This window comes from Saccharothrix sp. NRRL B-16314, assembly GCF_000716595.1.
In the GTDB taxonomy this organism is placed as follows: domain Bacteria; phylum Actinomycetota; class Actinomycetes; order Mycobacteriales; family Pseudonocardiaceae; genus Actinosynnema.
Map to the genome: position 1 here is coordinate 18686 of NZ_JNXC01000018.1, position 12687 is coordinate 31372.

At 72.3% G+C, this 12687-nt stretch carries 15 protein-coding genes; 12 read left to right on the forward strand and 3 right to left on the reverse strand.

The window, feature by feature from the left end; genetic code table 11:
• Positions 1–18: 18 nt before the first annotated feature.
• Together OQ02_RS23410 and OQ02_RS23415 are read right to left on the reverse strand one after the other, a co-directional pair.
• Positions 19–1329, reverse strand: coding sequence for a PTS transporter subunit EIIC (locus OQ02_RS23410; protein ID WP_051772707.1), 1311 nt, complete (start codon positions 1327–1329; stop codon positions 19–21).
• A complete protein-coding gene (locus OQ02_RS23415; RefSeq protein ID WP_081915890.1) occupies positions 1326–2027 on the reverse strand; it encodes a GntR family transcriptional regulator in 702 nt (233 codons plus the stop codon). Before OQ02_RS23415 ends, OQ02_RS23410 begins: the two co-directional genes overlap by 4 nt.
• A 247-nt stretch (positions 2028–2274) precedes the next feature.
• Here OQ02_RS23415 and OQ02_RS23420 point away from each other — a divergent pair, with 247 nt between their 5' ends.
• The 9 genes from OQ02_RS23420 (at position 2275) to OQ02_RS23460 (ending at position 9773) form a co-directional block, all read left to right on the forward strand.
• Positions 2275–2511 (forward strand): glucose PTS transporter subunit EIIB, encoded by a 237-nt coding sequence (locus tag OQ02_RS23420; protein WP_033440707.1) that lies wholly within the window; start codon positions 2275–2277, stop codon positions 2509–2511.
• Positions 2508–2960: a PTS sugar transporter subunit IIA gene (locus tag OQ02_RS23425; RefSeq protein ID WP_033440708.1), complete on the forward strand. Its 453-nt coding sequence runs from the start codon at positions 2508–2510 to the stop codon at positions 2958–2960. Before OQ02_RS23420 ends, OQ02_RS23425 begins: the two co-directional genes overlap by 4 nt.
• 178 nt (positions 2961–3138) lie before the next feature.
• The gene (locus OQ02_RS23430; protein ID WP_033440709.1) at positions 3139–3696 is read left to right on the forward strand and encodes a prepilin peptidase; all 558 of its coding nucleotides are present in this window, start codon (positions 3139–3141) and stop codon (positions 3694–3696) included.
• Between the two features lie 105 nt (positions 3697–3801).
• Positions 3802–5001 (forward strand): chorismate synthase, encoded by a 1200-nt coding sequence (gene aroC / locus OQ02_RS23435; protein ID WP_033440710.1) that lies wholly within the window; start codon positions 3802–3804, stop codon positions 4999–5001.
• Positions 4998–5501 carry a shikimate kinase gene (locus OQ02_RS23440; RefSeq protein WP_033440711.1) on the forward strand — a complete coding sequence of 168 codons (504 nt, stop codon included), beginning with the start codon at positions 4998–5000 and terminating at the stop codon, positions 5499–5501. Before aroC ends, OQ02_RS23440 begins: the two co-directional genes overlap by 4 nt.
• 28 nt (positions 5502–5529) lie before the next feature.
• The gene (locus OQ02_RS23445) at positions 5530–6561 is read left to right on the forward strand and encodes a DNA glycosylase AlkZ-like family protein (protein WP_033440712.1); all 1032 of its coding nucleotides are present in this window, start codon (positions 5530–5532) and stop codon (positions 6559–6561) included.
• A gap of 19 nt (positions 6562–6580) precedes the next feature.
• On the forward strand, positions 6581–7687 hold the full coding sequence (gene aroB / locus OQ02_RS23450) for a 3-dehydroquinate synthase (protein WP_033440792.1): 1107 nt from the start codon (positions 6581–6583) through the stop codon (positions 7685–7687).
• 19 nt (positions 7688–7706) lie between these two features.
• Positions 7707–8099, forward strand: coding sequence for a VOC family protein (locus tag OQ02_RS23455; protein WP_033440713.1), 393 nt, complete (start codon positions 7707–7709; stop codon positions 8097–8099).
• Between the two features lie 114 nt (positions 8100–8213).
• Positions 8214–9773 (forward strand): beta-xylosidase, encoded by a 1560-nt coding sequence (locus OQ02_RS23460; protein ID WP_033440793.1) that lies wholly within the window; start codon positions 8214–8216, stop codon positions 9771–9773.
• Positions 9774–9884: 111 nt separating this feature from the next.
• Here OQ02_RS23460 and OQ02_RS23465 read toward each other — a convergent pair whose 3' ends face one another.
• Positions 9885–10304, reverse strand: a complete 420-nt coding sequence (locus OQ02_RS23465; protein WP_156077245.1) for a B-4DMT family transporter — start codon at positions 10302–10304, stop codon at positions 9885–9887.
• 156 nt (positions 10305–10460) lie between these two features.
• Here OQ02_RS23465 and OQ02_RS23470 point away from each other — a divergent pair, with 156 nt between their 5' ends.
• The 3 genes from OQ02_RS23470 to nusB all read left to right on the forward strand — a co-directional run bounded on the left by OQ02_RS23470 (position 10461) and on the right by nusB (position 12607).
• Positions 10461–11549 (forward strand): M24 family metallopeptidase, encoded by a 1089-nt coding sequence (locus tag OQ02_RS23470; protein WP_033440714.1) that lies wholly within the window; start codon positions 10461–10463, stop codon positions 11547–11549.
• Between the two features lie 73 nt (positions 11550–11622).
• Complete coding sequence (efp, locus tag OQ02_RS23475; RefSeq protein ID WP_033440715.1) at positions 11623–12186, forward strand: elongation factor P; 564 nt, start codon at positions 11623–11625, stop codon at positions 12184–12186.
• 1 nt (position 12187) lies between these two features.
• Complete coding sequence (gene nusB, locus OQ02_RS23480; protein ID WP_033440716.1) at positions 12188–12607, forward strand: transcription antitermination factor NusB; 420 nt, start codon at positions 12188–12190, stop codon at positions 12605–12607.
• Positions 12608–12687 lie beyond the last annotated feature (80 nt).

The following is a 12687-nucleotide window of genomic DNA, read 5'->3' on the forward strand; positions in this document are numbered from 1 at the left end:
TCGTCTTCCCGTCACCGATCAGGACGCGGTGGCGTCCCGCCGGCCCTTCTTGCCGTTCTTGCCGTTCTTGCCGGACGTGGCCTCGGCGTCGTCGACGACGCTCTGGTCGGCTTCCGGATCCTCGTCCTCGTCGCGCCCCGGCGTCTTCAGGTTCCACTTCGTGATGACGAAGCGGAACAGGAAGTAGTAGATGGCCGCGTAGATCACGCCCAGCACCAGGATCAGCAGGGGTTTGGTCGCGATGTTGAAGTTGAGGGCGTAGTCGATGGCGCCCGCGGAGAACCCGAACCCGTCGTGGATGCCCAGCGCGTTGCTGATGGCCAGCGACGTGCCGGTGAGGAACGCGTGGATCACGTACAGCGGCCACGCCACGAACATGAACGCGAACTCCAGCGGTTCGGTCACACCCGTGATGAACGCGGTCAGCGCGGCCGAGCCCATGATGCCCGCGACGATCTTCCGCTGGCCGGGGCGGGCCGTGTGCACGATGGCCAGCGCCGCCGCGGGGAGGGCGAACATGAAGATCGGGAAGAAGCCCGTCATGAACGTGCCCGCGGACGGGTCGCCAGCGAAGAACCGCTGGATGTCACCGGTCTTGCCCTCGTACTCGCCGAACACCTGCCACATGAACGTGTTCGGGATGTGGTGCAGGCCGAGGGGGATCAGCAGGCGGTTGATCGTGCCGTAGACGCCCGCGCCGATGATCGTGCTGCCGGAGATGCTCTCGCCGACCCAGGTCAGGCCCGCGTCGAACCACGGGTAGATCAGGCCCATGAGGACACCGACCACGATCATCACGCCCGCGACCATGATCGGCACGAACCGCCGGCCGCCGAAGAACGCCAGGTAGGCGGGCAGCTTGATGCGGTGGTACTTCTGCCACAGCACGGCGGTGATGAGACCGACCACGATGCCGGTCAGCACCGAGTAGTTGATCAGCTCCTGCTTGGCGTCCGCGGCAGCGCCTTCCGGCAGCGGAAGCACCAGCGGCGACATCGCCTTGAACACGGCCTCGGTCACCACGAAGCCGACGACCGCCGCCAGGGCGGTGGAGCCGTCACCTCGCCGGGCGAAGCCGATCGCCACACCCACCGCGAACAGCAGCGGCAGGTTGGCGAACAGGGCGTCGCCCGCCCCGCCGATGACACCGGCGACCGCGTTCCAGCCGAGCCCGTCCTTGCCGAGCAGGTCGGGCTGGCCGAGTCGGAGCAGAAGAGCGGCGACCGGCAGCGCGGCGATCGGCAGCATGAGGCTGCGACCGAAGCGCTGGAGCCCGGCCAGTCCCTTGATCTCACGACCGCCGGTCGCCTGTGGGGCGCTGGCGCTCATGGGGTACCTCCTTTGGCGGAGTGGTGCGGGCCGGATTCCGGGACGGTCCGGTCCAATTGCATGGTCACCTGGTAGAGATCGCCCCGGTACCAGGACGTCATGTCCTCCACGGGCCTGCCTCGTGAGCCGGCGACGCGGTGGAACACCAGCAGCGGGCTGCCGGCCCGAACACCCAGCAGCTTCGCCGTCTCGGGGTCGGCGGCCTCGGCCCACACGGTCTGCGCCGCGTGGTCGAGCTGAACGCCGTAGTGGTCCGCGATGAGGGTGTAGAGCGAGGTCGTGAGGTCGTGCCGGTCGAGGTCGGGCACGACCCGCGGGTTGTACCAACCACGTTCGACGGCCAGCGGCACGCCGTCGGCCCGGCGCAGGCGGACGAGCTTGCACGCCGGCTCGTGCGGCAGCAGGCCGAGCGCGGTGGCCGCGTCGGGCGGCGGCACCTCCTCGGCGCAGGCCAGCACCTCGGTCGCGGGGGTGAGACCGCGCCGACGCATGTCCTCGGTGAACGACTCCAGGTACAGCTGGACGTCCAGCCGGCGTCGGGCGGTGAACGTGCCGCGGCCCTTCGCCCTGGTCAGGAGTCCTTCCGCGACGAGCTGCCCGACCGCGGCGCGGACCGTGATGCGGGAGACGCGGTACCGCTCGGCCAGGTCGCGCTCGGACGGGATCGGGGAGCCGGGCGGCAGGTCGTGCTCGGCCATGCGCCGCAGGATGTCGCGGAGCTGCGCGTGCTTGGGCTTCGGCCCTTCGACGATCTCGGTGGCGATCTCGGCGCGGTTCACGACACCTCCCCGGTGCTCGCGTCGTCAATCCCGGATTGGTACTTTCCGGTCTAGACCAGTTGGTGACGGGGAGGATGCTCCGCTCGCCAACCGGGTGTCAACCGCCGTTACGGGACCGTGCCCGAGCGGTGGCACCCTCAGGCCAGGTGTCGAGAAGGGACTTCAAGTGGCGGACGACAAGGCGGAGCGGATCCTCGCCGCGCTCGGTGGTGCGGACAACGTCGTGGAGATCGAGCCGTGCATCACGCGCCTGCGCTGTGAGCTGGAGGACGGTTCCCTGGTGGACGAGAAGGCTTTGAAGGGGCTGGGCGCGCACGGTGTGATGCGCTCGGGCAACGTCGTGCAGGTGGTGGTGGGCCCGGAGGCCGACACCATCGCCAGCGACATCGAGGACCTGCTGTGACGTTGCGCGTGGCCAGCCCGGTCAGCGGTCGCGTGGTGCCGCTGACCGAGGTGCCGGACCCGGTGTTCGCGCAGGCCATGGTGGGTCCGGGCGTGGCGGTGGAGCCGGACCGGGTGAGCGCCGACGTGGTGTCCCCGGTGGACGGGACGGTGGTGACGCTGCACCCGCACGCGTTCGTGGTGGCCACCCCGGACGGCGCGGCGGTGTTGGTGCACCTGGGGATCGACACGGTGAAGCGCAAGGGTGAGGGCTTCGCGCTGCACGTGGTCAAGGGCGAGGCGGTGCGCGCGGGACAGGTCGTGGTGACGTGGGACCCGGCGGAGGTGGAGGCGGCGGGGTTCGCGCCGATCTGCCCGGTGATCGCGTTGGACGCGGCGCCGGAGGTGCTGCTGGACCAGGCCGGTGGTCCGGTGGTGGCGGGAGAAGCGCTGTTCTCCTGGCAGCGGTGAAGCGACAGCGGTGAAGCGACAGCGGTGAAGCGACAGCGGTGAATCGGCGGCGGTGAACCGGCGGGGTTGATCCTCCGCACGGGTCGACTCCTCGGCGAGGCGGGCGAAGGCGGATGAATGGACGATTCATCCGCCTTCCTCGTTGCACCAGGAGTGTCCACATCGCCACGCTGGGTGCATGGTCATCTCAGGTTTCCTGGCCGGCGCTCTCGGTGCCGGATTGCTCCGCCGCCTTCCCCGAGGCGCCGACGTGTGCTGGTTGTGGTGCGCGGTGCCGACCGCCGTGCTGTGGCTCGCGGCCCGATCACTGTCCCCTCCGCACTGGCTCCCCGTGCCGCTGCTGCTGGGGTGGCTGGGCGTGCTGCTGACCGTGACGGACCTCCGTCACGGTCGGCTGCCGGACGCCCTGACGCTGCCCGCGTACCCGGTGGTCGGCCTCACGCTGTGGCTGTGCGGTGCGGACATGGGGCGCGCCCTCGCGGGCTGCCTGGTGTTCGGCGGTTTCCACCTGCTCGTCCGCGTCGTCGCGCCGTCGGCGATGGGCGGGGGAGACGTGAAGCTGGCCGGCCCGCTGGGCGCGGTGCTGGCCTCGGTGTCCTGGCTCGCGTTACCGGCGGGCGCGCTGCTGGCGAGCGTGATCACCGTCGTCCTGGGCAGCTGGTGGCCGTCCACCACCGTCCCGCATGGACCGGGCCTGCTGGCGGCGACGTGGCTGGTCGCCGTGTCCGCCGGCTGAAGGACGCCGCGCCGAGCCGGTGGCGGTCCCACCTGACGGGACGGCCCCGTGGTCTCCCACCTGGGCTCTCCCGGCCTGGATTCACACTGTGAAAGGATTCGCCGTGTGCTGCGCTGGATCACCGCTGGGGAGTCCCATGGACCGGCCCTCGTCGCCGTGCTGGAAGGCATGGTCGCCGGGGTCGAGGTCACCACTGCCGACCTGACCGCTCAACTGGAGCGCCGCCGGCTCGGCTTCGGCCGCAGCCCCCGGATGGGCTTCGAGGCCGACGAGGTCGAGATCCTGGGCGGCGTCCGCCACGGGCTCACCCAGGGCGGCCCGGTCGCGGTCCGGATCGGGAACAGCGAGTGGCCCAAGTGGCAGACGGTGATGTCCGCCGACCCGGTCGACCCGGGCCTGCTCAAGCCGACCGGCCGCAACGAGGCGCTGACCAGGCCCCGCCCCGGCCACGCCGACCTGCCCGGCATGCAGAAGTTCGGCTTCGACGAGGCCCGACCGGTGCTGGAACGCGCCAGCGCCCGCGAGACCGCCGCCCGCACCGCGCTCGGCACGGTCGCACGGCACTTCCTCAAGCAGGTCTTCGACGTGGACGTGGTCAGCCACGTCGTCTCCATCGGCAAGGCCAAGACCCCCGCCGACGCCCCCGTGCCGGGCCCCGGTGACCTGGCCGCCGTCGACGCGAGCCCGGTCCGGGCCTTCGACCCGCGCGGCACCGAGGCGATGGTGGCCGAGGTCGAGGCGGTCAAGGAGGCGGGTGACACCGTCGGCGGGGTGATCGAGGTGATCGCCTACGGCCTGCCGCCGGGCCTCGGCTCGCACGTGCACTGGGACCGCCGCCTCGACGCCCGCCTGGCCGGCGCGCTGATGGGCGTGCAGGCGATGAAGGGCGTGGAGATCGGCGACGGCTTCACCACCGCCGAGCGGTGGGGCAGCGAGGCGCACGACGAGATCGACCGGGGGACCGGGCCGAAGGGCGTCACCCGGCGGTCCAACCGGGCCGGCGGCCTGGAGGGCGGCATCACCAACGGCGAGCCGCTGCGCGTCCGGGTGGCCATGAAGCCCATCTCGACCGTCCCCCGTGCTCTGTCCACTGTGGACGTCCGAACCGGTGAGCCCGCGGTCGCGATCCACCAGCGCTCGGACGTGTGCGCGGTGCCGCGCGCGGGCGTGGTGCTGGAGTCCGTGGTGGCGCTGGTGCTGGCCGAGACGGCGCTGGAGAAGTTCGGCGGCGACTCGATCGCCGAGACCCGGCGCAACGTCGCTTCCTACCTGGAGGCGCTGGAAGCCCGTTGGGAAGGGCTGTGAGCCCCCGCTTCGTCGTCCTCGGCCCGCCCGGCGCCGGGAAGACGACGGTCGGTCAGCTGCTCGCCGAACGCCTCGGCATCGGCTTCCGCGACACCGACGAGGACGTGGTGGCCACCGCGGGCAAGCCGATCTCCGACATCTTCACCGGCGACGGCGAGCCCGCCTTCCGCGCGCTGGAGGAGGAAGCCGTCGCCGAAGGCCTGAAGACCCACGACGGCGTGCTGGCGCTCGGCGGCGGCGCGGTGCTGTCCACGGCCACCCGCGACCGCCTGACCGGTGAGACCGTCGTCTTCCTCAACGTCGGCATGGCCGAGGGCGTGAAGCGCACCGGCATGTCCGCCGCCCGACCGCTGCTGGCCGGCGTGAACCCGCGGGCGACGTTCAAGTCCCTGCTGGACGCCCGCCTGCCGCTGTACCGGGAGGTCGCCACCATCGAGGTCGTCACCGACGACCTCACCCCGGAGCAGGTGGTTGACGCCGTGCTCGCCCACCAGGCCTGACACGACCCGATCCGGTGAGAATGGGTCCGTGGAACTGACGGGAGCGCGGGTCCTCGCGCACCGCGCCGCCGTGCAGGGCCTGCACGGGGACGACGCCGACGCGGTGCTCGCGCTGGGCGTCGTGGACAGCCCGCCCAAGACGGGTGCGGCGGCGCTCGGCGTCCGAGGCCGTCGCGAGGGCACCGAGGACCTGGCCCGCGTGCTGAGCCTGCGCGGGGCGCCCCACCTGCACCGCCGCGAGGACCTGCCCGCGTTGCGCCGCCAACTCCGCCCGCGCACGCCGGAGCAGCTGGCCGCGTGGTGCGGCGCGTTCCCGGTGCCCGACCTGGACCACGTCGACCTGGTCGTGGACGCGATGCACCGCGAGTTCCCCGGCGACACGGCCACCAAGGGCGAGCTCTCCGCGGCGATCAGCCCGGGTCTGCCAGACGTCGTCAGGCCCCACTGCCCGGGGTGCGGGGTCGAGCACGTCATCGAGAACGTGTTCCGGCTCGGCACGCTGCTCGCGGGCATCGAGCTGGAACACCTCGGCGCGAAGCTCACCTTCCGCCGCCCGACCGCGAAACCACCGGTCGAAGCGCCCGGCGAACCGACCTTGTTGCGGGACTACGCGCGGCTGGTGGGCCCGTTCGCCAAGGCGGACGCGGAGAAGTGGCTCGGCGCGGGACCTCAGGACGCCTGGCCGGACCTGCGCCCGGTCCGGGTCGACGGCAAGCGGCTGCTGCTGGCGCACGAGGACGTGCGCGAAGCACCGGACCCGCCCGCCGGCCTGCTGCTGTTCCCGCGCGACCCGTACCTCCTCGGCCCGCGCCACCTGGTCGCCGACCCGGACGTGGCCCGGCAGGTGTGGCGGCCGGTCGGCAGCCCCGGCGCGCTCGTCCTGCACGGCCGGGTGGCCGGGACGTGGCGGCACGGGTTCCGCGGCCGGACGGTGACGTTCCAGGTCAAGGGCTGGTCGAAGGTGAAGGGCGCGGCGCGCCGGGCGGTCAAGGCCCAGGCCGACGTGCTGGCCGGGGTGTGGGGCGCCGAGGCGCTCGGAGCGGACGTGGTCGAATGGTGACCCGACGAGGGGAGTGGTGATGGGCGAGCCGGTGCGGATCCGCGTGGCCGCGGAACGACCGTACGACGTGGTGGTGGGCCGCGGCCTGCTCGGCGACCTGGTGGAGACCCTGAAGGGCACGGCCAAGGCGGCGATCGTCCACACGCCCACCCTGGCCGAGACCGCCGAAGCGGTCCGGGAGGCGCTGGCCGAGGCCGGGATCGACGCGCACCGCGTCGAGGTGCCCGACGCCGAGGACGGCAAGGACCTGCGGGTCGCCGGGTACTGCTGGGACGTGTTCGGCCGGATGGGCCTGGGCCGCACCGACGCGGTGGTCGGCCTCGGCGGTGGCGCGGTGACCGACCTGGCCGGGTTCGTCGCCTCCACGTGGATGCGCGGCGTGAAGCTGGTCCACGTGCCGACCACGCTGCTGGCGATGGTGGACGCCGCGGTCGGCGGCAAGACCGGCATCAACACCGACGCGGGCAAGAACCTGGTCGGCACGTTCTACGAGCCGAACGCGGTGCTGGTCGACCTGGCCACGCTGGAGACGTTGCCGCGCAACGAACTCGTGGCCGGCATGGCCGAAGTGGTCAAGGGCGGTTTCATCGCCGACCCGGTGATCCTCGACCTGATCGAAGCCGACCCCGAGGCCGCGCTGGACCCGACCGGTGACGTGATCGGGGAGCTGGTCCGGCGCAAGATCCAGGTCAAGGCCGACGTGGTGTCGACCGACCTGCGTGAATCGGACCTGCGGGAGATCCTGAACTACGGCCACACCCTCGCGCACGCCATCGAGCGCCGCGAGCGGTTCCGCTGGCGGCACGGCGCGGCGGTCAGCGTCGGGCTGGTGTTCGCCGCCGAACTGGCCCGCCTCGCGGGCAGGCTGGACGACGCCACCGCCGACCGCCACCGCTCGATCCTCACGTCGCTCGGCCTGCCGACCGGCTACGACCCGGACGCGCTCGGCCAGCTCATGGAGGGCATGCGGTCCGACAAGAAGACCAGGTCCGGCGTGCTGCGGTTCGTCGTGCTCGACGGCCTGGCCAAGCCCGGTCGGCTGGAAGGCCCGGACCCGGCGCTGATCGCGGCGGCCTACTCCGCGGTGGCGGCCGAGCCGAGGTCGGGTGGGAGCGTCCTGCTGTGACGCCCGCCGCGAAGCCGGGATGAGCGCCGGGCACCTGCACCACGTCGAACTGTGGGTGCCCGACCTGGCCCGCGCCGAGCAGAGCATCGGCTGGCTGCTCGGCGAACTGGGCTGGGCCGAGTACCAGCGCTGGCCCGCGGGCGTGAGCTGGCGGCTCGGCCCCACCTACATGGTGGTCGAGCAGTCACCCGCGATGGACGCACACCACCGCCTCGGCACCGGCCTCAACCACCTTGCGTTCCACGTGGCGGAACGGACCGAGGTGGACCGGCTGGTGAGCGCGGCCACCGACCACGGGTGGTCGCCGCTGTTCGCGGACCGGTATCCCCATGCGGGTGGCCCGGAGCACTACGCCGGGTACCTGGAGAACACGGACGGCTTCGAAGTGGAGCTGGTGGCCTCGTCCGGTTGACAACCGAACGGTCGAGTCGATCTCTACACTGTTACGACACCGGGCGTTGTGCCGAATCCCCGCGCGCCGTGTCCCGATGTGCATCCGTCTGGAGAAGTGGAGATCCGCCCCGCCATGGCCAGTCCCGGAGCGGCGAAGTTCCTCGGGTCCGCGCTCGTCGTCACCGTGCTGGCGGCCTGCGCCCCGGGTGCAGCGGACCCGGCACCGGAGGCCTCCGGGAGCAGCAGCGCGTCGAGCCCGGCCGCGACGAGCGACAGCACGACCGGCAGCGCACCCAGCAGCACCCGCAGACCCGCGCCGGTGGCGCTGGCCACCGACCGCGGCCGGTGGAGCGCCGCGGTGGTCGCCTACGGCGGCGGGGACTCGCCGTACAACTACGGCCCGACGGTCCTGCTGGAGGGCGGGCGGCACCGGATGTGGTGGTGCAGCCAGCTCGGCGCCGCCGTGCCCGCCGGCGACGACCTGCTCTACTCGGAGAGCGGCTCGGCGGCCGGACCGTTCGTCGCGCCGAACGGCGCCCCGGCCATGCCGGTGCTGTCCGGCAGCGTCACCGGCTTCGACGGCGTGCACACCTGCGACCCGTCGGTGGTCAAGATCGGCGGCACGTACTTCCTCTACTACACCGGCGCGGCGGGCGACCACGCGCACGGCAACGCCATCGGCGTCGCCACCAGCACGGACGGCCTGTCGTGGGCGCGGGCCGCGGGCGGCGCGCCGATCGTGAGCCCGTCCTACGACAAGACCCGGGACAACACCTACGGCGCGGGCCAGCCGTCGGTGCTGGTCGTGGAGGACTGGTTCTACCTGATGTTCACCGACACCACCGGTGAGGCGGCCGGGTGGAACGGCGCGGGCCAGTTCGTGCTGCGCTCGAAGGACGCGACGTTCGCCTCCGGGGTGCAGGCCCTCGGCCCCGACGGCTTCCAGTCCGTGCCCGACACCCGCACGAAGCGCACCCGCTCGGTGGTCGACGCGTTCAGCGCCGACTGGATGTACGTCGACGTGCTGCGGGCGTTCGTCATCGCGCACGAGACCGAGGCGGGGACCACCCTGACGTTCTGGAACAAGGATTTCACCGCCAACCCGCACCCCAAGGTGCACATCCCCGGCCAGTGGCGGGAAGGCCCCGGCCTGGTCCGCACCGCCCTCGGGCACGCGCCGGTGTCGGGCGAGGACCCGTGCGGCCGGATCGCGGTGGACGTCATCCGCGCGACCGTGGACGGCCCGGCCGCCGCGCCGACCGACCTCCAGCAGTTCGGCCTCGACCTGGTGGGCGTGCCCGGCTGCACGGACGAGTCGTCGGCGGCGGTGCTGCACGGGTTCGCCGTGCCGTCACCGCGGAACACCATGGACCTCGTGCTGCGCGGCAAGGTGATCCGGATCGAGCGCCGCTCGGTGACCGACCGGCTGGCCGCGAAGGTGCTGGACCGGCGCCCTCCGGTGGTGGACGTGCTGCCGGTCGTCGCCACCATCCCGGCGGGCGCCAAGGCGCTGCGCGCGCCCGACGGCCGGATCGGGCTGCTGCTCAGCAGGGACGACGACGCGGACGAGCTGTGGGTCATCGGCTCGGGTCCGGCCGCCGACGAGATCACCGCGCTGAACTCCTCCGAGCCGACGCTGGTCACGAAGGCCGCGTGGGAGGCGTACGCGAAGGGCGGCGACCTGCGCCGCTGACGGCGGACGGGCTGACGGGGCCGGCCGGGTCGGGCTAACGCGACCCGTCGGGCTGACCGGGCTGGCGGGTCGGGCTGGCAGGGTCGGGCTGACGGGGCCGGAAGGGTCGGGCTAACGCGACCCGTCGGGCTGCCGCGACCCGTCCGGCTGGGGCAGCGCGTTGCCGATGCCGATCCCGACCGCCGCCGTCGCCATGACCAGCAGCGCGGTGAACGCCGCACCGCCGGTCAGCGCGGGCCACAGCGCTTCCAGCCCGGTCTGGTCCACCAGCGACCGGCCGACCACGCCCGCGATCCCGGCCAGCGGCCCGGCCACCAGGGCGGCGGTGAACCACACCATGCCGCGCCCTTCGAGCTGCCGCCACGCGTCCAGCGCACCCCACAGCAGGCCGATCACGACGACCAGCGCGATCGCGATGTACCGGATCGACGAGGCCGCCTCGGGGCTGTGCACGCTCACCGCGGAGGTGCCGGTCTGCACCCCGCCGTGGAACAACCCCATCCAGAAACCTCGGACCAGCCACGTGCGCATGCGTTCCACCCTAGGGGTGACGGACGGCCGCACATAGTGCTCGTCAGGAGCCGTGCACGACGGCACGGCGAGTCACGAGAAACGTCGCACGATCCAGCACGGTTCACCCGATCGAGCGGCAGTGTGAGGTGGCTCGCCGGGCCTTAGGCTGCCTGTATGCCGCACTCCACTCGCCGCGCCGCCCTGCGCGCCACGCTCCGGGACCGGGAGCTGGACGCCCTGCTGGTGACGAACCTGCTGAACGTCCGCTACCTGACCGGGTTCACCGGGTCGAACGCGGCGCTGCTGGTGCACGCCGACTCGGACGACGGCGCGGTGTTCTGCACCGACGGCCGCTACCTCACCCAGGCCGCGGCGCAGGTGCCCGACCTGGAACGGGTCATCGACCGGCCGTGCGACGTGGCGCTGGTGGAGCGGGCGTCGAAGGCGGGCCTGGACCGGGTGGGGTTCGAGAGCGGCCACGTCACCGTGGACGGCCTGGACGGGTTGACGGAGGCCGGCCACGGCGTCGAGCTGCTCCGCGCGTCCGACCTGGTCGAGCAGCTGCGGGTGGTCAAGGACGACGCCGAGGTCGAGGCGCTGCGGATGGCGTGCGCGGCGGCCGACCGCGCGCTGGCGGACCTCATCGAGCACGGCGGCCTGCGCGCGGGCCGCACCGAGAAGGACATCGCCCGCGAGCTGGAGAGCCGCATGCTCGACCACGGCGCGGCCGGTCCCTCGTTCGAGTCGATCGTGGCGGCGGGCGCCAACTCGGCGGTGCCGCACCACCGGCCGACGGACGCCGTGGTCCAGGACGGCGACTTCGTCAAGCTGGACTTCGGCGCGCTGGTCGACGGCTACCACTCGGACATGACCCGCACCCTGGTCGTCGGCCGGGCCGCGGACTGGCAGCGCGACCTGTACCGACTGGTCGCGACCTCGCAGGCGGCCGGGCGGGCGGCGCTCGAACCGGGGGCCCGCATCCCGGACGTGGACGCGGCGGCGCGCGGCGTGATCGAGGCCGCCGGGTTCGGCGAGCAGTTCGTGCACGGCCTCGGCCACGGCGTCGGCCTGGAGATCCACGAGGCTCCCACTCTCTCCAGGGCGGGTGACGGTACACTTCTGCCCGGTATGGCGGTCACCGTCGAGCCCGGTGTGTACCTGGCCGGGAGGGGTGGTGTCCGCATCGAGGACACGCTCGTGGTGCGCGAAGGCGCCCCGGAGCTCCTCACCCTGACCATGAAGGAGCTCGTGGAGCTCTGCTAGTCGGATCGTCTGAAGTCGGATCAGTCGGCCGAGCCGACGTCCCCTCACTCACGCAACAGGAGAGCCCACCACCGTGGCCACCACCAACGACCTGAAGAACGGCCTGGTGCTGAACCTCGACGGCCAGCTGTGGACCGTCACCGCGTTCCAGCACGTCAAGCCGGGCAAGGGCGGCGCCTTCGTGCGCACCACGTTGAAGCACGTCCTGTCGGGCAAGGTCGTGGACCGGACCTTCAACGCGGGCACCAAGGTCGAGACGGCCACCGTCGACAAGCGCGGCATGACCTACCTGTACAAGGACGGCGCCGACTTCGTCTTCATGGACGGCGACACCTACGACCAGATCAGCATCCCGGCCGAGACGGTCGGCGACGCGGCGAACTACATGCTGGAGAACCAGGAAGCGATCGTCGCCATGCACGAGGGCGTCGCGCTTTACATCGAGCTCCCGACCTCGGTCGAGCTCGTGATCCAGCACACCGACCCGGGCCTCCAGGGCGACCGCTCCACCGGCGGCACCAAGCCCGCCACGCTGGAGACGGGCGCGGAGATCCAGGTCCCGCTGTTCGTCACGACCGGCGAGAAGATCAAGGTCGACACCCGCGACGGCCGTTACCTCGGCCGAGTGAACGGCTGAGATGGGCGCACGGAGCAAGGCCCGGAAACGCGCGCTCGACGTCCTCTACGAAGCGGACCTGCGTGGCGTCGACCCGGTGACGCTGATCGCGGACCGGGTCGGTTCGACGGACGTCCCGCCGGTGAACGACTACACGATCACGCTCGTGGAAGGCGTCACGGCGCACCGCTCGCGCATCGACGACCTGATCTCCGAGCACGCCGAGGGCTGGACGCTCCAGCGGATGCCCGCGGTGGACCGGGCGGTCCTGCGGATCGGGCTGTTCGAGCTGCTGTGGGCGGCCGACGTGCCCGACGCGGTCGCCATCGACGAGGCGGTGGAGCTGGCCAAGGGCCTGTCCACGGACGACTCGCCGCGGTTCGTCAACGGTGTGCTCGGCCGGATCGCGGTCATCGCAGACCAGCTCAGGGCCGTGCTCTAGCCCGACGGCTCGAGCACCAGCCCGGCACCCGCTCAAGCACCGCGCAGGGGCCACCCGTCCGAACCGGCGGGTGGCCCTTC